We start from the raw sequence: 18,971 nt of genomic DNA, 5'->3' as shown, positions 1-18,971 counted from the left end.
TTAGCGCCTTAAGCGAGTCTTGGCAAAATTTAGCCTTAACCATTGGCTGGGAAATGCTAAACAGTGATCCACCCCCATAAAAGTGAACATTTTATTCTGTCTGAATTTCAACAAACTGATATCATCTGGCGGTTTACCCTAAATTAACGAGAATAATAAATGAGACGACTCACCATCCCCCTACAGGGTGCACAAATGCTATTTGTAGCTTTTGGTGCCTTAGTATTGATGCCACTACTGACTGGGCTCGACACCAGTGTCGCCCTATTCACTGCCGGTATCGGTACGCTACTGTTCCAATTGATTACTAAACGTCAAGTGCCTATCTTCCTTGCTTCCTCCTTCGCTTTTATTGCCCCCATTCTTTATGGTGTGCAAACTTGGGGGATACCATCCACCATGGGTGGGATCATGGCAGCAGGTGTCGTTTATGTACTGCTCGGTGCACTTGTCAAAGTACGTGGTACCGACTTTATCCATAAGCTATTACCGCCAGTGGTGGTTGGTCCTGTAATCATTATTATCGGTCTTGGATTAGCCCCCGTTGCCGTTAATATGGCATTAGGTAAGAGTGGCGATGGTAGCTTGACGTTAGTTGCCACCAATACTGCGTTATTTATTTCGCTTGCATCGCTTTGTACTACTATCGCAGTGGCAATTTTTGCGAAAGGATTACTGAAGGTGATGCCGATTTTAGCTGGTATTGTCGTAGGTTACGGCTTAAGTCTTGCCTTTGGTATTGTTGATTTTGCCGTAGTGACCGCTGCAAGTTGGATTGCCATTCCTAAATTTGTCGCGCCAGAATTTAACTGGCATGCCATCGCCTTTATGATCCCCGTAGCCATTGCACCTGCGGTTGAACATATTGGTGATATTTTGGCCATTTCAAATGTCACTGGTAAAGATTTTATGAAAAAACCAGGCCTTCATCGCACACTGACTGGCGATGGCGTAGCAACTATCGCTGCTGCAGCCTTTGGTGGCCCACCTAATACTACCTATTCAGAAGTCACAGGCGCAGTCACATTAACCCGTAACTTTGATCCTAAAATCATGACTTGGACCGCGATTACTGCGATTACCTTAGCTTTCGTTGGTAAGTTAGGTGCTCTCATGCAGACTATTCCGGTTCCTGTTATGGGCGGCATTATGTGTTTACTCTTTGGGTCTATCGCTGCGGTGGGTCTCAATACCTTGATCCGCAATCATGTGGATTTATCAGAGGCGCGCAATTTGAGTATTGTTGGCGTAACACTCGTATTTGGTATTGGAGGGATGGCATTTGGTATTGGCTCATTCAGTCTAACTGGCATCAGTTTGTGTGGCATTGTGGCCATCACAATGAACTTACTCTTACCCGTAACGAAGCACCCGAAACCGGATGTAGCATCACATTAGATACCGCTAAATCTATAAGTTGTCTATGTGACTCCCAAATAGCTAGAGTCGCTGTAGCCATAGACTCATCCTTGATGTGACTGAATTTAAGAAATAAAAAAGCCGCTGTGGATCTCATCCACAGCGGCTTTTAAATACGTGTTAACGCTTATTCTGCCGTTTTGTACTTTTCAGCAGTTGCTTTTATTAATGGTTGTAGTTCGCCCTTTTGGAACATGTCCACCACGATATCACAGCCACCAATCAACTCGCCTTCAATCCACAGTTGTGGAAACGTCGGCCAGTTTGCATACTTAGGTAACTCTGCACGAATATCAGGGTGCTGAAGAATATCCACGAATGCAAACTGCTCGCCACAGTTAATCATAATCTGTGCTACCTGAGATGAAAAACCACAGCTCGGTAACTTAGGTGAACCTTTCATATAAACAATGATAGGGTTTTCGGCGATCTGCTGCTTAATTTTCTCTACTGTTTCCATTTTAATTCCTAAGTACGATGACATTGACTCAATGGCGCTATTGTACGACAGCTAAGTTCAGAACAAAATCCCACAGTTTGTAAGGTTATGTCGACATTTGATTTTTCGATGATGCCTATCTAATCAATTAGCGAAACAATGATTCACATCACAAATTTTATCGGTACAATAGTGCCTAGTGAGCACGTTTAAGAAACGATAACCTAAGACCATGGAGAGATACTAATGGCTTTCGAATTACCCGCATTACCATATGCAAAGAACGCACTAGAACCACACATTTCTCAAGAAACCATTGAATACCACTACGGCAAGCATCACAACACTTATGTTGTTAAGCTAAACGGCTTAATCGAAGGAACTGATTTCGCAGACAAATCTTTAGAAGAAATCATCAAAACTTCTACTGGTGGTGTATTTAACAACGCAGCTCAAGTGTGGAACCACACTTTCTACTGGAACTGTTTAGCACCTAACGCTGGCGGCGAGCCAACAGGTCCTGTGGCAGATGCCATCAATGCAGCCTTCGGTTCATTTGAAGCATTTAAAGCCCAATTTACCGATTCTGCTGTGAATAACTTCGGTAGCGCTTGGACTTGGTTAGTGAAAAAAGCCGATGGTACTGTGGCTATCGTTAACACGAGCAACGCCGCAACACCACTGACTGACAGCACAGTCACGCCAATTCTGACCGTTGACGTATGGGAACACGCCTACTACATCGATTATCGTAACGTGCGTCCAGACTATTTAGCCCACTTCTGGCAATTAGTGAACTGGGACTTCGTGAACCAAAACTACGCGGGTTAATTGATTTAACCCCTGTCAGCGAATTCCAGTAAAAAGAGCCTTTTGAGGCTCTTTTTTATGCCTTTATTACCGCCATCCCTACACCTAATAAGTCATATCCCCCTCACCGCTACAAGTGCAACAATTGCGTTTGCAACTATTTGTTATTGTTTTATTTGATATTTTTTGACATTGATAGTGAATTTGTGTCTAAGATTAGTGTAGGAGATTAGTTAGTCTGTTCTCCGTTCCATAACATCACTGGCGTTTCAGGGGGTTTATATGGGCATTTTCGAGCATTACCAAAAGCGCTATGAACAAAAACTCGATGAAGAATACACTTTGCAGGAGTTTCTTGAGATCTGTAAGGAAGATCGCAGCGCTTACATGTCAGCATCAGAGCGGCTACTGCTCGCCATTGGTGAAGCTGAAGTTATTGATACAGCTAAAAATCCAACACTTAGCCGCATTTTTTCTAATCGTCTAATTTCACGTTATCCCGCTTTTAAAGATTTCTTCGGCATGGAAGATGCCATTGAGCAGATCGTGGCTTATCTTAAGCACTCAGCCCAAGGCTTAGAAGAATCCAAACAAATTTTATATCTACTCGGCCCTGTGGGTGGTGGTAAATCATCACTTGCAGAAAAGCTCAAATCCTTAATGCAAAAAGTGCCCATTTATATATTAAGTGCCAATGGGGTGCGTAGTCCTGTAAATGATCATCCCTTCTGCCTGTTCGATCCCGATGAAGATGGACAGTTATTGAAGGATGAATTTAATATTCCCACCCGTTATTTAAAAACCATCATGTCACCTTGGGCTGTCAAGCGGCTGCACGAATTTGGTGGCGATATTTCTAAATTCCGTGTGGTAAAAGTCTATCCATCAATTTTAGACCAAATCGCTATCGCTAAAACGGAACCCGGGGATGAAAACAACCAAGATATTTCATCTTTAGTGGGTAAAGTCGATATTCGTCAACTTGAACATTTCTCCCAAGATGACGCCGATGCCTATGCTTATTCAGGTGCATTGTGCCGTGCGAACCAAGGGATGATGGAATTTGTCGAGATGTTTAAGGCGCCCATTAAAGTGCTACACCCTCTGCTGACCGCAACCCAAGAAGGTAACTATAACGGTACAGAAGGCTTATCGGCCCTGCCCTATAGTGGCATTATTCTGGCGCACTCTAATGAGTCAGAATGGTCAACCTTTAAAAACAATAAGAATAATGAGGCCTTCCTCGACCGAGTGTATATCGTCAAAGTACCTTATTGCTTACGGGTTTCAGAAGAACTACAAATCTATCAAAAATTACTGCTCCACTCTGAGTTATCAAAAGCGCCCTGCGCTCCAGGTACGCTTGAAACACTCGCGCAATTTAGTGTGTTATCACGCATTAAAGCGCCAGAAAACTCATCCATCTACTCTAAAATGCGGGTTTATAATGGCGAAAGTCTGAAAGATACCGATCCTAAGGCTAAGTCGTACCAAGAATACCGCGATTATGCAGGTGTTGATGAGGGGATGAATGGTTTATCAACACGATTTGCTTTTAAAATCCTGTCGCGGGTATTTAACTTTGACCACTCGGAAATCGCCGCCAATCCGGTACATTTGTTCTATGTACTCGAGCGCCAAATAGAACAAGAACAGTTCCCAAATGACACGGCTGAGCGTTATCTCGAGTTTCTAAAAGGCTACCTAATCCCTAAATATGTCGAATTTATTGGTAAAGAAATCCAAACCGCTTATTTAGAGTCTTATTCTGAGTACGGTCAAAATATCTTCGACCGCTATGTCACCTATGCCGACTTTTGGATCCAAGATCAGGAATACCGCGATCCAGAAACAGGCCAACTGTTCGACCGCGCCGCCCTTAATGCAGAGCTTGAAAAAATCGAGAAACCCGCGGGGATCAGTAATCCTAAGGATTTCCGTAATGAAATCGTCAACTTTGTCCTGCGTGCCCGTGCCAACCATGAGGGCAACAATCCCCTCTGGACCAGCTACGAGAAACTTCGCACTGTGATCGAGAAGAAAATGTTCTCCAACACAGAAGATTTACTCCCCGTAATTTCCTTTAATGCCAAAACCTCGAACGACGATCAACGTAAACACGATGATTTTGTCAATCGTATGATGGAGAAAGGCTATACCAAGAAACAAGTCCGACTCTTGTCTGAGTGGTATTTACGGGTACGTAAATCTTCTTAAACTTGCGCTAACTAAGTAAAGGGCTTTGGTGTTGCCAAAGCCTTCGCTGGGTTTTGGGAGGTGCGTATGGCGAACTTTATCGATAGACGGTTGAATGCGAAAGGAAAAAGCACAGTCAACCGCCAACGCTTCATCAATAGATATAAGCAGCAAATTAAAAAAGCCGTCAGTGATGCCGTCACGCGTCGCAGTGTAACGGATGTAGATAAAGGCGAAAAAATCAGTATCCCAACGCGGGATATTAGCGAACCTATGTTTCACCAAGGCAAAGGCGGTGTCAGGGACAGAGTCCATCCTGGTAATGACCAATTTACCCGTGGCGATAAAATTGACCGACCACCCGGTGGTGCAGGTGGCGGCTCAGGGAAAGGTGATGCTTCCGATTCTGGTGAGGGCAACGATGACTTTGTATTTGAAATATCTAAAGATGAATACTTAGAATTGCTTTTCGAAGATCTAGAACTGCCTAACCTACAAAAAAACCGCCTTAATAAATTGGTGGAATATCAGGTTTATCGCGCCGGATTTACCAACGATGGCGTCCCCGCCAATATTAATATTGTCCGCTCCCTACGTTCATCACTGGCACGCCGTATTGCAATGTCGGCCAGTAAAAAGAAGCAATTAGCGGAATTAGAACAAGAGTTGGCAGAACTTGAGAATATCCCAGGAACTCAGGCAGAGCGGCTCCTCGATTTAAAGGCTCAAATAGAGGTACTTAAACAAAAAATTGCGAAAGTCCCATTTATCGATACCTTCGACTTACGTTTTAACAACTTTAGTAAACGAGAAATTCCATCAAGCCAAGCCGTCATGTTCTGTTTGATGGATGTGTCTGGTTCTATGGATCAGGCAACTAAAGATATGGCAAAACGCTTCTATATCTTGTTATATCTGTTCCTTACTCGCACCTATAAAAACTTAGAAGTGGTTTACATTCGTCACCATACTCAAGCCAAAGAAGTCGATGAACACGAATTCTTCTACTCCCAAGAAACAGGCGGAACGATTGTTTCAAGTGCTTTAAAACTGATGCATGAAATACAGCAGGCACGTTATCCCGCCGATGAATGGAATATCTATGCGGCCCAAGCCTCAGACGGCGATAACTGGGCAGATGATTCTCCCACCTGTCGGCAGTTATTAGAGCAAAAAATTCTGCCGTTAGTACGCTACTTTAGTTATATCGAAATCACCAATCGCGCCCATCAAACACTGTGGCGAGAATATGAATCCCTAGAACAACACTACGACAACATAGCAGTGCAGCATATACGTCAAGCCGAAGATATTTACCCTGTATTTAGAGAATTATTTAAGAAACAGGCGGTTTAAGGGGGCAGTATGGGGAAAACGACATCAAGAACACGATTGAGCGATGGTCCAGATTGGAGCTTTGAGCTGCTACAGGATTATCTCAAAGAAATCGAAAGGGTGGCGGCAATTTACAAGCTAAACACCTATCCAAATCAAATTGAAGTCATCACCGCCGAACAAATGATGGATGCCTACGCAGGAATAGGTATGCCGATTGGTTATACCCATTGGTCATTTGGCAAACGCTTTATTGAGACAGAACAAGGGTACAAACGCGGGCAAATGGGGCTAGCCTATGAAATTGTGATTAACTCTAACCCTTGTATTGCCTATTTAATGGAAGAAAATACCATTACGATGCAAGCATTAGTGATGGCTCACGCGTGTTTCGGACATAACAGCTTCTTTAAAAATAATTATTTATTTAAAACTTGGACAGATGCCAGCTCAATTATCGATTATTTGGTTTTTGCCAAAAACTATATTAGCGACTGCGAGCAAAAACATGGAGCCGAACAAGTTGAAAGCATTATTGACTCCTGCCACGCCTTAATGAATTACGGTGTAGACCGTTATAAACGTCCATCGGAAATCTCTTTTCGAGAGGAACAAGCAAGACAAAAAGAGCGTGAGGCGTACCTTCAAAGCCAAGTGAATGATTTATGGCGTACTATCCCAACTCAGCAACAGGATTTATCCCAAACCAAAAAACGACACTTCCCCTCCGAACCGCAGGAAAACATTCTCTATTTTATCGAAAAAAATGCCCCTCTACTTGAGCCATGGCAAAGGGAAATCATTCGCATCGTTCGTAAAATGGCGCAATATTTTTATCCACAAAAACAAACTCAAGTAATGAATGAAGGCTGGGCCACCTTCTGGCACTACACGATTTTAAATCACTTATACGATGATGGTGTCGTGACCGACCGTTTTATGATGGAGTTTTTACAAAGCCATACAGGCGTTGTTGCGCAGCCTGAGTATAACAGCCGCTATTACAGCGGTATTAACCCCTATGCCCTAGGTTTTGCCATGTTCACCGATATCAGGCGAATTTGTGAAGCACCAACCGATGAAGATAAAGTATGGTTTCCTGATATCGCGGGCAGTAATTGGCTTGAGACGTTACATTTTGCCATGCAACATTTTAAGGATGAGAGTTTTATTAGCCAATATCTTTCCCCAAAAGTCATTCGCCAATTTAAATTATTTGGCATTCATGATGATGAAAAACGCAGTTATCTTTCTGTATCAGCAATTCACGATGAACAAGGTTACCGTGATATTCGTCAATTACTTTCACAGCAATATAACTTGTCAAACATAGAACCTAATATCCAAGTACACCATGTTGAAATAAATGGCGATAGATCATTAACCCTAAGATATGTTCCAAGCAACGACATTCCGCTTGCCAATAGCTATCACGAAGTGTTGAAGCACCTACATCGACTCTGGGGATTTAATGTTACCCTTGAGCAACAAAGTGCCGATGCCAGCATTAATGTGTTAGCAACTTGTCCAAACAATACGACATCCTAATCATGCCGCAAATAATAAAGCCGTCTTCAAATAAAGACGGCTTTTAACTTTGTGTTACAAAATAGCGCTCTCGCCTATCTTGATCGTTAATTGTCTTGGGCAATGGACGCTGGCATATCATCCCGAAGCTGTAACCACATTTTGCCACTATTTATACCGTAGGTACGCATTAGTGCTGGGACATCCGTATAATTTTTTGCTTTCGCGAGCACTTCTAACTCTTTATAGAAGTTTAATGCCAATAATCGCGCTTCAGCGCTGCTAAAGTAATAACGACCAACTCGGCTATATAATCCTTTAAAGCCATTTAAAATCAAAACGTAAAGAGGATTTCCTGATGAAAACGCTAACGTGTGATGCAATAAATAGTCATACTCAGCAAAAGATTCTGCGGTATTTTCTAGTTGGTGAATTTTAGCTAATACGTCGACCGCTGTTTCTGGATTATAACGCAAAGCACCACGGAAATAGATCGCGCTGACATTCGTTCTTGCAGATAGCAGTTGGTCAACTAATACGGGAAAACCTTCAGGATTAAGATCGGCAATCGTCTCAAGAATATTAAGCCCCGACGTTTCCCAAAAATTATTGACCCGTGTTGGTTTGCCATGTTGAATTTTCAACCAGCCATCACGGGCTAAGCGTTGAAGCACTTCACGTAGAGTGGTGCGAGTGACACCGATCAACTCGGAAAGCTCACGTTCAGCCGGTAAAATGGACCCTGGTGGAAATTTATTTTCCCAAATAGATCTCACTATATATTTCTCTGCAAAACTTGCAGGTCCCTTGGCATTGATAATCATCAGCCCACTTATCCAGTTGTTGTGCATCGTAATGGGCACTGATCATACCAGAGCGGCAAAAAATGAAAACCATTGACTGAGTCCCGACGCTTTTGGACGGTATAAATATCACATAAGTGCTCAAAAAATAGACCGCAATCAACACCTATTGCGATAAATTTGCAGATTAGCTCCGCTTTTTTAAATCTTGGTTCCGGTATGACATTACATTAGCATTCTCTTTCAGCTAGACTGTTTTCCCAAACACGAGTAAACACAAATCACACGTGCCAATTTTTCAACCTTTTTCAACATAATTAGAAGAGAGGATGCTATGCCGTTGACAATGAGTCAGGCGTTTATTGGAAACTTCCTAGGGAATTCTCCTAAGTGGTACAAAATCGCGATACTGTCTTTTTTAATCATTAATCCAATACTCTTTTTCTATGTCAGTCCTTTTGTGGCTGGTTGGGTATTAGTACTTGAGTTTATTTTTACCTTGGCCATGGCATTAAAATGCTATCCATTACAACCCGGTGGTTTACTGGCCATTGAGGCTGTGGCTATCGGTATGACTTCTGCAAACCAAGTGCTGCATGAAATAGAAGCAAACCTTGAAGTGTTATTACTACTGGTCTTTATGGTTGCTGGTATTTATTTCATGAAGCAATTGCTGTTGTTTGCTTTTACCAAGATTATTACCAAAGTACGCTCCAAAATTTTAGTCTCATTAATGTTCTGTCTAACCTCTGCATTTCTATCTGCGTTTTTAGATGCCTTAACCGTTATTGCGGTTATCATTGCCGTTGCAGTGGGTTTTTACGCGATTTACCACAAGGTGGCATCCGGTAAAGATTTCTCTGCTGTACATGACCATACCTCAGAAAGTAATAATCAATTAAATAACAGTGAGCTCGAGTCATTCCGAGGATTTCTACGTAATTTATTAATGCATGCAGGTGTTGGTACCGCCTTAGGTGGCGTGTGTACTATGGTTGGTGAACCACAAAACTTAATTATCGCCGCCCAAGCTAACTGGCAGTTTGGTGAATTCGTTGTTCGCATGTCTCCTGTGACAGTACCAGTACTGATCGCAGGTATTCTGACTTGCCTACTCGTGGAGAAATTCCGTATTTTTGGTTATGGTGCCAAACTCCCTGATGCAGTTCATAAAATTCTTTGTGATTATGCTGCCCATGAAGATGCACACCGTACCAATAAAGATAAGATGAAGCTTGTCATTCAAGTATTAGTAGGTGTGTGGTTAATTGCAGGCTTAGCGTTGCATTTAGCTTCTGTTGGTTTAGTGGGTTTATCGGTGATTATTTTAACCACAGCTTTCAACGGTATCACCGATGAGCATGCTCTGGGTAAAGCCTTTGAAGAAGCACTTCCATTCACTGCACTATTGGCAGTATTTTTTGCTGTTGTTGCCGTCATTATTGATCAACATTTATTTGCGCCAGTCATCCAATGGGCATTGAGTTATGAAGGAAATACCCAATTAGTTATTTTCTATATTGCTAACGGTTTACTTTCAATGGTGAGCGATAACGTGTTTGTGGGTACGGTTTATATCAATGAAGTCAAAGCAGCCTTGATTGATGGTCAAATTACCCGTGATCAATTCGATCTGCTCGCTGTTGCAATTAACACTGGTACTAACCTACCTTCTGTAGCGACACCCAATGGACAAGCCGCGTTCTTGTTCTTACTCACCTCAGCATTAGCGCCACTGATTCGGTTGTCTTATGGCAGAATGGTGTGGATGGCTCTACCCTATACAATCGTACTGTCAGTTGTAGGTGTATTAGCTATTGAGACAGGCTTCTTAGAGCAAGCAACGCAATACTTCTATGACTCGCATATGATTTTTCATCACAGTGCTAAAGACGTTATCGCCCCCCTGACAAGTCACTAACTCAGGTCTAAGCATTGACTGAACTTTATTAAATCAGTAGAGTCGAAAAAAAACGCCCCAATGATTGAGGGGCGTTTTTCGTTGATATGGAGCTCACATTTGACAGCACTTACTCGCTTTGCCCATTCTCGCAGTTCTTGGTTCCTTCTCACTGGCACCGCTATTGGCTTAGAAGCCGCTGCACTGTATTTTCAGTATGTGATGAAACTCGATCCCTGTGTCATGTGTATCTATCAAAGATTAGCTGTATTTGGCATTTTGGTCGCAGGTTTGATAGGAATGACAGCCCCTAAGTATCGTCTGATACGAATATTAGGAGCGAGCTGTTGGGCCGTGAGTGCCACTTGGGGATTAAAATTAGCTTTAGCGCTAGTGAATATGCAAAATAACCCTTCCCCTTTTGCTACTTGCTCATTTTTACCCGAATTTCCAACTTGGATGCCATTACACGAATGGTTTCCTGCGGTAATGTTACCAACAGGCATGTGTACCGATTTACCATGGCGTTTTATGGATGTCACCATGGCAGAATGGATGGTTGTCGTCTTTAGCACTTTCCTCGTGATTTGGTTACTGTTTATCGTGCCAATTCTAAGTGGCTCCACTAAACCTTCTCTTTATAAATAACGGTTTCCGTTGGCAGGCAAATTTGCCTGCCTTCCAATAAAATTTTCTTCTTAAATCAACCATTATTACCTTCTTTATCCCACTGATTTTGATATAGACCAATAGCAAAAGACTAAAAAGACGCTAAACTGGCTCAATGAAAAGTGGTATTCGGAACTCTGTGATGATGGAAAAAAAGTCAATATCTGAGCCACAGACCCCATTGACCCAATGGCAAAATAGCTTGCCGTTTAAATTTAGTCTTGTCCAACTTATCATCGCGAGTATTTTGATTTTTAGCACAGCTTGGGTCATGTTACGCATTCAAAATCAGCAAATAACAGAACAGCAGGCAGTACTAAATCAGAATCATGGACAGATTGTTATTGCAAAATTGCAGGAAATGACCTCTCAAGTCGAAAATCTTGTCAATGCAATTGCCAGTATCGCTAAGTTATATCGCTATGACCATGAGCAACTCAGTAAGACTATCCCCACTTTGCTTGCGCTTGAAAATCAAAAGGATGTGATATCCGGCGGCGGTATTTGGCCCGAACCGAGTGCCTTTAATCAACAAAAGTTTCGCAATAGTCTCTTTTGGTCGCGTAATATTCACGATGAGCTCATTAAGATAGATACCTATAATGATGACGCGTTCCCAAGTTACCACACAGAAGCATGGTATCGCCCCACACGTTATTTTCCCTCAGGAAAAACCTTTTGGTCTAAATCTTATATCGACCCAAGCACACAGGAACCAATGATTACAGCCTCGGGTGCTGTCTGGATGGACCATCAATTTATAGGCGCAGCAACGGCCGATATCAGTTTAGAAAAACTCAATACGCTACTGCGTAATGCAATGACGGATATCAGTGGTTATGTGATAGTGCTTGATTATCACAATCAGGTATTAGCTTATCCGCGTGGGAAAAATCATGCCGCGATCTTGGACCAAGCAGCAAACTCGTTGCTGACATTTAATGATCTGACAAAACAGCACCCAAACTTTGATCCACTTGCATTAGCCCTAAATACGGCTGACAGTGCCTTTGTGACTAAAGCTATTGCTGAACGTGTGTTTACCCAAGAACAAATGGATAATCTCACCCGTTTAACAGCAGACAATGAACGCAAAATGCTCACCGCAATTGTTAATAATAATGCTCGCAATCATTTCACAACCCCTCAACTGCTTGCATCGGTTCCCTTAGCGACAGATCCAATACTCAACACCCCAGCATTAGCATCTATCTTTTTAATGCCCAATACCTACTGGAAGATATTGGTCGTGACACCCATTGCTCCGCTGCAGGATACAGCCAAACATTTAGTTGAAAAAATAGGAATATATTTAGTTTTAATTCAACTCATTGGGTTAATTATCTTGTTTATATTGCAACATAGGTTAATCATTACCCCAATCATGAAAATGGTTGAAGCATTAAAACGTGACGATCCTACTGCCATCGAATTTAAGGCTAAACAACGTCACGATGAAATAGGCTTACTGGCAAAAACATTACTCTCACGCACTCAGCAACTCGATGTCGCCATGGCAAGCCTTGATGCAAGCAATCTCGCCCTAGAACAGCAATTGAAAACTCAGCAACTATTCCAACAAGAATTAAATCACCATAAAGAACAATTAAGATCCCTACTTAAATTTTCTAAACACCTCATTTATATTAAAGATTTAAGTGGTAAATACACGTTAGTTAACGATAAATATTGCGAAGTACTTGGGATTGAACGCAGACGAATTATCGGTGTGTCTGACTTTGAATTGTTTCAAAGTCAATTAGCACAGACATTTCAAAAAAATGATCAGCGAGTCACCCAAAACCAAGATGCCATTCATTTTGAAGAATCAATTCCGACGCCTCACGGATATCAGGTCTATCAAATGACAAAATTTGATATCAGGGATGATGAAGATAATTCTATTGCCGTTGGTGCTATCGGTTTCAATATGGATCTCAAAAAACGCCAAGAACAAGAGCAAGAAAAACGATTCCAGAACCAAGCTGCTCACCTACAAAAGCAACAGAGTAAAATGCAGATAGTCAACGATGAGAATAATGCTCTGAAACAACAGCTTGCTGAGTTTAACAAAGCGTTCGAGATGCAATTCCAAATCAACCTAAGCAAAGCACAAAGCCAAAAGCTAATGCAAAATTTCCTTGCTGAAGTCATCACGCAAATAATGCAAGAACAAGATCGCTTACTTGCACAAATCTGTCAGACACAAGCCAATGGGGGTGATGAATCTCAAATTGCCATTACTGACATGATGACAGTCCAAGCAAAAAGGCTTAGGCACATAGCACAACTTTTTAACGCGCATCAAAATGATGTCAGGCCATTACATTTAGCGCTGTTTATGCGCCAATTACTGGATTTATTACAAGTACAGTTCATTCGCGCTAATGTCACTGTATGCTTAACATGTGATGAAAACCTGATTATCGATGGCAACTCATGGCAATATCTGCAACTCTTCTATCGGCTACTCAACAACACACTCAATCATGCCTTTAAAAACCATCATCAAATACGGGAAATCACCATTCATCTTCAAAGAAATGCTAATGAACTCCAAGTGGAACTCACTGATAATGGAATTGGTATGACAGACCAACAACTTTCACAGTTACAGCAAAATATGGCACAAAATCTCTGCCTAGGGACACTCACTTGCTTAAATTTATGGATGAAAAATGACCTAAAAGGACAACTCACCATACAAAGTGAGCTTAATAAAGGGACTAAAATTCTCTGCCGTTGGCCATGTTAGGACTAAACCAATATTCAAGCCGCATATGCGGCTTGATCGAATGGAATGAATGGTAGACGTGACCTATAGATATAAAAAAATGGTCAAATCTACATTGCCCATTACTGATTGATATCTTGGTATAACTCTTGATACATCAACTCACGCATTTTAAATTTTTGGATTTTACCCGTCACCGTCATGGGATACTGTTCCACAAACTTGATGTAACGCGGCACCTTAAAATAGGCGAACTTCTCGGTCAAAAAATGACGAATATCAGCCTCTGTAATGATCGATCCTGAACGCACTTTGATCCAGGCACACACTTCCTCGCCATATTTATCGCTTTGCACCCCGAATACCGCCGCATCCTGCACATCTTTATGGGTGTAGAGTTTCTCTTCAATCTCACGGGGATAAATATTCTCGCCACCGCGGATGATCATATCTTTAATGCGCCCCACAATTTGCACATAACCTTGCTCATCCATTTGGCCAATATCGCCCGAATGTAGCCAGCCGGCGCTGTCTATAGTCGCAGCCGTTTTTTCTGGGTCATTCCAATAACACTGCATAATGCAATAACCACGACTACAGACTTCACCGGGTTGATTAATTGGCAGCACTTCGCCAAATTCATCGATGATTTTGACTTCGGTATGGGGTAAAGCACGGCCAACGGTGAGCACCCGTTTCTCTATTGGAGAATCAATTTCGGTAATATGATTGAGCGGACTACACTCCGTCTGCCCATAACCAATCAGTACTTCTTTCATATACATCAGATTTTGTACTCGGCGCATCACTTCTTCTGGACAAGTTGCCCCTGCCATCACGCCGGTACGTAATGAACTCAAATCAAAACGCGTAAACTCTGGATGTTCAAGCTCAGCAATAAACATAGTTGGTACACCATGTAATGCGGTGCAACGCTCTTGCTCAATCACTTGCAATGTCGTCAGTGGATCAAAGGATTCTCCGGGGAACACTGCAGCTGCGCCTTTGGCTAAGCAGACTAAACTACCGAGTACCATGCCAAAACAATGGTACAAGGGAACTGGAATACAGAGTTTATCGTGGCAGGTAAACTTCATTGCCTCGGCCACTAAATAGCCATTATTCAATATGTTATGATGAGATAGGGTCGCACCTTTCGGACTACCCGTAGTGCCAGAGGTAAACTGGATATTAATCGCATCGTACGGGCTTAATTCCTTAGCAATACTCTCGAGCATCACCTTATCATCGTCAGTAATATCGATAAGTAAGTCATCAAAGTTCAACATCCCGGTAGACTTCTCTTTGCCCATACGGATCACAAATTCAAGTTCAGGTACAGCTTTAGCCTGTAATTTACCCGCAGGACAAGAGGTTAGCTCAGGCGCTAATTCATATAGCATCTCAAGATAATTACTGGATTTAAACTTATCAGCACAAATTACAGCGCGGCAACCCACGTTACTCAGCGCGTATTGCAACTCTTCAGGACGATAGGCAGGATTAATACACACCATGATGGCGCCAATTTTAGCGGTTGCAAATTGTGTTAAACACCACTCGATATTGTTTGGCGACCAAATCCCTACCCTATCACCGGGCTTAATTCCGAGTGTTAATAGTCCTGTGGCGAGCGCATCGATTTTGGCAAGATATTGGCGGTAATTCCAGCGGATATTCTGATGTTGTACAACAATGGCGAGTTGGTCTGGATAAGTTGCCACTATATCATCAAGATATTGGCCTATGGTTTTTTCAATGAGTTTCGGTGAGGAACCACCACGAAACTCACTATATTGTAATGGGGTTATTGCTTGACGTGTTGAAACAGACATTTAGGCCTCCGTGCATTTATTGTTATGGTTAGCAAGCTTAAAACTAACCAATCCACGGATCAGGTCACAAGTAAAAAAGCCCTTTATTAGACTAAAGAGTAAGGCAGGCGATGAGATAACTGTCGATTAAAACATGACGTTAACGACTAATAAACGCTAAATGAGCACTCGATTTAGGAGTATTTAAGCTTTGTAAGCGCTCAACAATGGCCAGTAAAACCCCTTGTCGCCGCATATTTTCTAATACACCTGGGCTAAAAACCTCCAATCGAGTCATTGCCGTTAAGAGCAGCTTACACTGTGAAATACTCGCATCACGAATGTAGGCAGGTTTATCAACCAAGTAGCTGTTGTTATACCAATAATCCCAAGTGAAATTTGCCAATAACCAGCCCTGAGTTTTCAGATCATGGATAAACTCCAACATACGTTCATGGCTTAAGATCACATCACCCGCAGTAAAATCCTTAAGATATTTAGTGTATAAACCACAATCAGTCTTCATTGTTAACGTGTCCATAGCATACCTCTTCGGTTATGGTTATCGCAGATCTAATAAGATTGACACTTTGCCTAATACGTAACGTAAAATTGCATACGGCAAACCACAAACAAGTACAAACAAGTTAGTTACAGAGTAAGTTGTGCTATCTGAACGGTAACTTAATCAAGTAAACAATTAAGCCCAATGCAACATTGTGTATTTCAAGCCTATTTAGGGGATATGGTTATTGGCTGGAGACAAAAATTAAGATAAGTGCCGAGAATTAAAGCTGTTAACAGATAAAATTAGCGAAGGAAGCAATATGAACTACTGGCTTATGAAATCAGAACCCGATGAGTTTAGCATAGATGATCTCAAGGCTTGTCCGAACCAAACTGAAGCTTGGTATGGGATACGCAACTATCAGGCACGTAATTTTATGCGCGATGGGATGCAGATTGGCGACAAGGTATTTTTTTACCACTCAAGCTGCAAAGTACCTGGTATTGTCGGTATCGCTGAAGTCGTGACCCATGCTTATCCAGATAGCACCGCCTTCGATCCAGAATCGACATATTTCGACCCTAAATCAGATCCCTCCAAACCAAGATGGCTTAGCATCGACATCCGCTTTGTCGAAAAATTTGACCATATAATCCCTTTAAGTCTCATTAAAAACATGCCGCAACTAACAGATATGTATCTTGTATCTAAAGGTTCCAGACTGAGTATTCAGCCAGTAACCGCCGAACAATGGCAAACTGTGCTAATGTTAACCCGCTGAACTCTATACTCAGCCATATTCAGCTAGGGTTCATTTAACATAGCCTATTGTCATCGCATCAATTCAACGTCTCTTGGGAGCAAATATGAATAAATTCACTTTGATGGTGATTGGTGGAATCGCGCTCAGTTTTATCACGTCCATAAACGCCTTTGCAAAAAATGAGTATGAACAAGACAAGCAAGGTAAAGGGCTACCACAAGGGCTACAGAAAAAAGTTGATCGCGGAGAACCTCTCCCTCCCGGTTGGCAGAAAAAACTCCGCCGTGGAGATATTCTCGAACTGGACATTTATAACCGAGGACGCATTGTCGTGCCGTTAGATAAGGATGGCATTGTGAGTATCCAAATTGAAGGCGCATTGATTAAGCTAGATGATAAAACTCGTACCATCCTCGATATAGTCAATGTCATTACCTATTAATCCACACTGCAATACACGCCCTCGTTATATGCTCAGGGCGTGTTAATCTTCAACCAAGCAAATATCAGCAGACTGACAATGTCTAATGATTTTCTAAACACACCCCATTCACAACAAGATAACATGTTGATTTTTATCAATCATTGACAATCTACCTCTAGGTCTCAAGTCACCTAAATGCTACACTCTCAAGGCGCAAAAGGCTGCTGAATACCGTTGATAATACGACCAAAATACATTTACTCAGCTAATAAATGCCCCTATTACACACTTTACTGCGAAACGCTTTTTGTCGTTTCAGCTGGATATTGATGATGAAAACCACGCCACTGCAACGGGTTAAACAGGCCATTATTGCTGGATTTTGGGCATCACTCGCCAGTATTTCAATAGGCTTTCTATTTAAACTCTGGCTAGCACAATGGGTTGCCAAAACCGATCTGGCGCTCTATCACACGGTAATCGATATTATTTCGCTGTCGCTAATCCTGATGACAGGATTTCGCTCTTCTATGGTGGTGACCTATTCACAAACCAAACAAGATGTGGATATCACCAATATTTTCCGTTATAGCCTTATTGCTATGGTGTTGTTGACATGGGGTCTAGTATTACCTTATATCAAACACAAACTTCAGCTTAATGTAGAATATTTTCAATTGGTTGGGATTATTCTGAGTATGGGGTTCAAGGTCTATTTTACCAACCAAATCGCTATGTACCGACTCTATGCCATCTCCAATCGTGTGACTTGGCTAGAACCACTCGCACAGGTGATGAGTTTTTTATTGTGCTTCTATGGTCTACAACAAACTGCAATCGCGTCACTCTTTTACAGTATGACTTTATCATCACTCATCGTAGCCCTATATATGTACTTAAAACGGCGCAGGGATATAGCCACCCCACCCTTAAGTGCAGTGCATTTTGATACAGAACTACGCAGCTTTATGAAAAAAAGTCTAACAGCATCCATGGAGGCAGGTGCCAGTATCTTGATGATTTACATCACAGTACTGTTGACTATTGCCTATTTCAGCATAGATGAACTGGGTGATTTCCAAGTGGTGGTTCGGCCGATGATCACTTATCTCACCCTACTTTTCGTCTTCCCTATATACCGTTTTGTGCTGCCTGAAGTCGCAGTATGTGTACGAGAAAAACGCTTTGACGAAGTGCAAAAAATTAAATCATGGCTGACTAAAATGTCATTGTGGATCAGCGGAGTGTTTTTCATCACTATGGTATTCGCGAGCGAGCCATTAGTCGCGTGGTTATTCCCCGAGCAATACATTAAAGCGGCACCCGTATTAATGCATTTCTCCATGTTTTTTATATTTATGATGCTCAATGGCTACCAGCTAGCCTATATCAAAGCCCATGGCTATTTTACCCAGAGCTTAATGATCCGTATTTTGGGGATTATCGTGCTAGTAGGTACTTTCTATATTTATCGCTTACACACGGAAAATGTGGTTGCTGTAATCTTAGCCCTCGGTACAGGATATTTAATGATTTATCTGGCGGCTAAATGGGTGGAAAGACGTATAAAACGACTCAATAATGTTAACAGCATCGCCAGCTAAATGAATCATCCTAGATGTGTATTAAG

The 18,971-nt window shown here is 42.0% G+C and carries 15 protein-coding genes; 11 read left to right on the top strand and 4 right to left on the bottom strand.

What is annotated here, in order from left to right; translation table 11 throughout:
* Positions 1-159 precede the first annotated feature (159 nt).
* Positions 160-1,398, top strand: a complete 1,239-nt coding sequence (locus tag MZ182_RS08400) for a uracil-xanthine permease family protein (RefSeq protein ID WP_011919155.1) — start codon at positions 160-162, stop codon at positions 1,396-1,398.
* 148 nt (positions 1,399-1,546) lie between these two features.
* Here the strand turns inward: MZ182_RS08400 and MZ182_RS08395 are convergent, their stop codons facing one another.
* Complete coding sequence (locus tag MZ182_RS08395) at positions 1,547-1,879, bottom strand: Grx4 family monothiol glutaredoxin (protein WP_011789626.1); 333 nt, start codon at positions 1,877-1,879, stop codon at positions 1,547-1,549.
* A gap of 225 nt (positions 1,880-2,104) precedes the next feature.
* Between MZ182_RS08395 and sodB the strand changes: the two genes are divergently transcribed.
* From sodB to MZ182_RS08375, 4 genes are all read left to right on the top strand, one after another.
* Positions 2,105-2,689 (top strand): superoxide dismutase [Fe], encoded by a 585-nt coding sequence (gene sodB, locus MZ182_RS08390; protein ID WP_011919154.1) that lies wholly within the window; start codon positions 2,105-2,107, stop codon positions 2,687-2,689.
* 261 nt (positions 2,690-2,950) lie between these two features.
* Positions 2,951-4,885 carry a PrkA family serine protein kinase gene (locus MZ182_RS08385; protein WP_011789628.1) on the top strand — a complete coding sequence of 645 codons (1,935 nt, stop codon included), beginning with the start codon at positions 2,951-2,953 and terminating at the stop codon, positions 4,883-4,885.
* Between the two features lie 66 nt (positions 4,886-4,951).
* A complete protein-coding gene (locus MZ182_RS08380; protein ID WP_014610392.1) occupies positions 4,952-6,220 on the top strand; it encodes a YeaH/YhbH family protein in 1,269 nt (422 codons plus the stop codon).
* Positions 6,221-6,229: 9 nt separating this feature from the next.
* Complete coding sequence (locus tag MZ182_RS08375; protein ID WP_011919151.1) at positions 6,230-7,747, top strand: SpoVR family protein; 1,518 nt, start codon at positions 6,230-6,232, stop codon at positions 7,745-7,747.
* Positions 7,748-7,833: 86 nt separating this feature from the next.
* On the opposite strand, the gene fadR is transcribed toward MZ182_RS08375, so the two are convergent.
* The gene (gene fadR, locus MZ182_RS08370) at positions 7,834-8,550 is read right to left on the bottom strand and encodes a fatty acid metabolism transcriptional regulator FadR (RefSeq protein ID WP_011919150.1); all 717 of its coding nucleotides are present in this window, start codon (positions 8,548-8,550) and stop codon (positions 7,834-7,836) included.
* Between the two features lie 313 nt (positions 8,551-8,863).
* Here fadR and nhaB point away from each other — a divergent pair, with 313 nt between their 5' ends.
* The 3 genes from nhaB (at position 8,864) to MZ182_RS08355 (ending at position 13,853) form a co-directional block, all read left to right on the top strand.
* Complete coding sequence (gene nhaB / locus MZ182_RS08365) at positions 8,864-10,450, top strand: sodium/proton antiporter NhaB (protein ID WP_248065962.1); 1,587 nt, start codon at positions 8,864-8,866, stop codon at positions 10,448-10,450.
* Positions 10,451-10,549: 99 nt separating this feature from the next.
* Complete coding sequence (gene dsbB, locus MZ182_RS08360) at positions 10,550-11,077, top strand: disulfide bond formation protein DsbB (RefSeq protein ID WP_014610390.1); 528 nt, start codon at positions 10,550-10,552, stop codon at positions 11,075-11,077.
* Positions 11,078-11,243: 166 nt separating this feature from the next.
* Entirely contained in the window at positions 11,244-13,853 is a 2,610-nt protein-coding gene (locus tag MZ182_RS08355) for a PAS domain-containing protein (protein ID WP_248066016.1), read from the top strand.
* A gap of 101 nt (positions 13,854-13,954) precedes the next feature.
* Here the strand turns inward: MZ182_RS08355 and MZ182_RS08350 are convergent, their stop codons facing one another.
* Both MZ182_RS08350 and MZ182_RS08345 read right to left on the bottom strand, forming a co-directional pair.
* Positions 13,955-15,667 carry an AMP-binding protein gene (locus tag MZ182_RS08350; RefSeq protein WP_248065964.1) on the bottom strand — a complete coding sequence of 571 codons (1,713 nt, stop codon included), beginning with the start codon at positions 15,665-15,667 and terminating at the stop codon, positions 13,955-13,957.
* A gap of 139 nt (positions 15,668-15,806) precedes the next feature.
* Positions 15,807-16,187 (bottom strand): DUF6508 domain-containing protein, encoded by a 381-nt coding sequence (locus MZ182_RS08345; protein WP_011789636.1) that lies wholly within the window; start codon positions 16,185-16,187, stop codon positions 15,807-15,809.
* Between the two features lie 286 nt (positions 16,188-16,473).
* Between MZ182_RS08345 and MZ182_RS08340 the strand changes: the two genes are divergently transcribed.
* From MZ182_RS08340 to MZ182_RS08330, 3 genes are all read left to right on the top strand, one after another.
* Positions 16,474-16,935, top strand: a complete 462-nt coding sequence (locus tag MZ182_RS08340) for an EVE domain-containing protein (protein WP_248065966.1) — start codon at positions 16,474-16,476, stop codon at positions 16,933-16,935.
* 85 nt (positions 16,936-17,020) lie between these two features.
* Positions 17,021-17,359 carry a hypothetical protein gene (locus tag MZ182_RS08335; RefSeq protein WP_248065968.1) on the top strand — a complete coding sequence of 113 codons (339 nt, stop codon included), beginning with the start codon at positions 17,021-17,023 and terminating at the stop codon, positions 17,357-17,359.
* Between the two features lie 311 nt (positions 17,360-17,670).
* Positions 17,671-18,945 carry a hypothetical protein gene (locus MZ182_RS08330; RefSeq protein WP_248065970.1) on the top strand — a complete coding sequence of 425 codons (1,275 nt, stop codon included), beginning with the start codon at positions 17,671-17,673 and terminating at the stop codon, positions 18,943-18,945.
* Positions 18,946-18,971 lie beyond the last annotated feature (26 nt).

It is taken from the genome of Shewanella sp. JNE2, assembly GCF_023159115.1.
GTDB lineage: Bacteria > Pseudomonadota > Gammaproteobacteria > Enterobacterales > Shewanellaceae > Shewanella > Shewanella putrefaciens.
The sequence above is the reverse complement of the archived record's forward strand: the minus strand, read 5'-3'. Positions and strand labels throughout refer to the sequence as shown.

Excerpts from the sequence above, each read along its gene's own strand:
- MZ182_RS08400 (WP_011919155.1), top strand. The coding sequence starts at position 160 with ATGAGACGACTCACCATCCCCCTACAGGGTGCACAAATGCTATTTGTA.
- MZ182_RS08395 (WP_011789626.1), bottom strand. The coding sequence starts at position 1,879 with ATGGAAACAGTAGAGAAAATTAAGCAGCAGATCGCCGAAAACCCTATC.
- sodB (WP_011919154.1), top strand. The coding sequence starts at position 2,105 with ATGGCTTTCGAATTACCCGCATTACCATATGCAAAGAACGCACTAGAA.
- MZ182_RS08385 (WP_011789628.1), top strand. The coding sequence starts at position 2,951 with ATGGGCATTTTCGAGCATTACCAAAAGCGCTATGAACAAAAACTCGAT.
- MZ182_RS08380 (WP_014610392.1), top strand. The coding sequence starts at position 4,952 with ATGGCGAACTTTATCGATAGACGGTTGAATGCGAAAGGAAAAAGCACA.
- MZ182_RS08375 (WP_011919151.1), top strand. The coding sequence starts at position 6,230 with ATGGGGAAAACGACATCAAGAACACGATTGAGCGATGGTCCAGATTGG.
- fadR (WP_011919150.1), bottom strand. The coding sequence starts at position 8,550 with ATGATTATCAATGCCAAGGGACCTGCAAGTTTTGCAGAGAAATATATA.
- nhaB (WP_248065962.1), top strand. The coding sequence starts at position 8,864 with ATGCCGTTGACAATGAGTCAGGCGTTTATTGGAAACTTCCTAGGGAAT.
- MZ182_RS08355 (WP_248066016.1), top strand. The coding sequence starts at position 11,244 with ATGGAAAAAAAGTCAATATCTGAGCCACAGACCCCATTGACCCAATGG.
- MZ182_RS08350 (WP_248065964.1), bottom strand. The coding sequence starts at position 15,667 with ATGTCTGTTTCAACACGTCAAGCAATAACCCCATTACAATATAGTGAG.
- MZ182_RS08345 (WP_011789636.1), bottom strand. The coding sequence starts at position 16,187 with ATGGACACGTTAACAATGAAGACTGATTGTGGTTTATACACTAAATAT.
- MZ182_RS08340 (WP_248065966.1), top strand. The coding sequence starts at position 16,474 with ATGAACTACTGGCTTATGAAATCAGAACCCGATGAGTTTAGCATAGAT.
- MZ182_RS08335 (WP_248065968.1), top strand. The coding sequence starts at position 17,021 with ATGAATAAATTCACTTTGATGGTGATTGGTGGAATCGCGCTCAGTTTT.
- MZ182_RS08330 (WP_248065970.1), top strand. The coding sequence starts at position 17,671 with ATGATGAAAACCACGCCACTGCAACGGGTTAAACAGGCCATTATTGCT.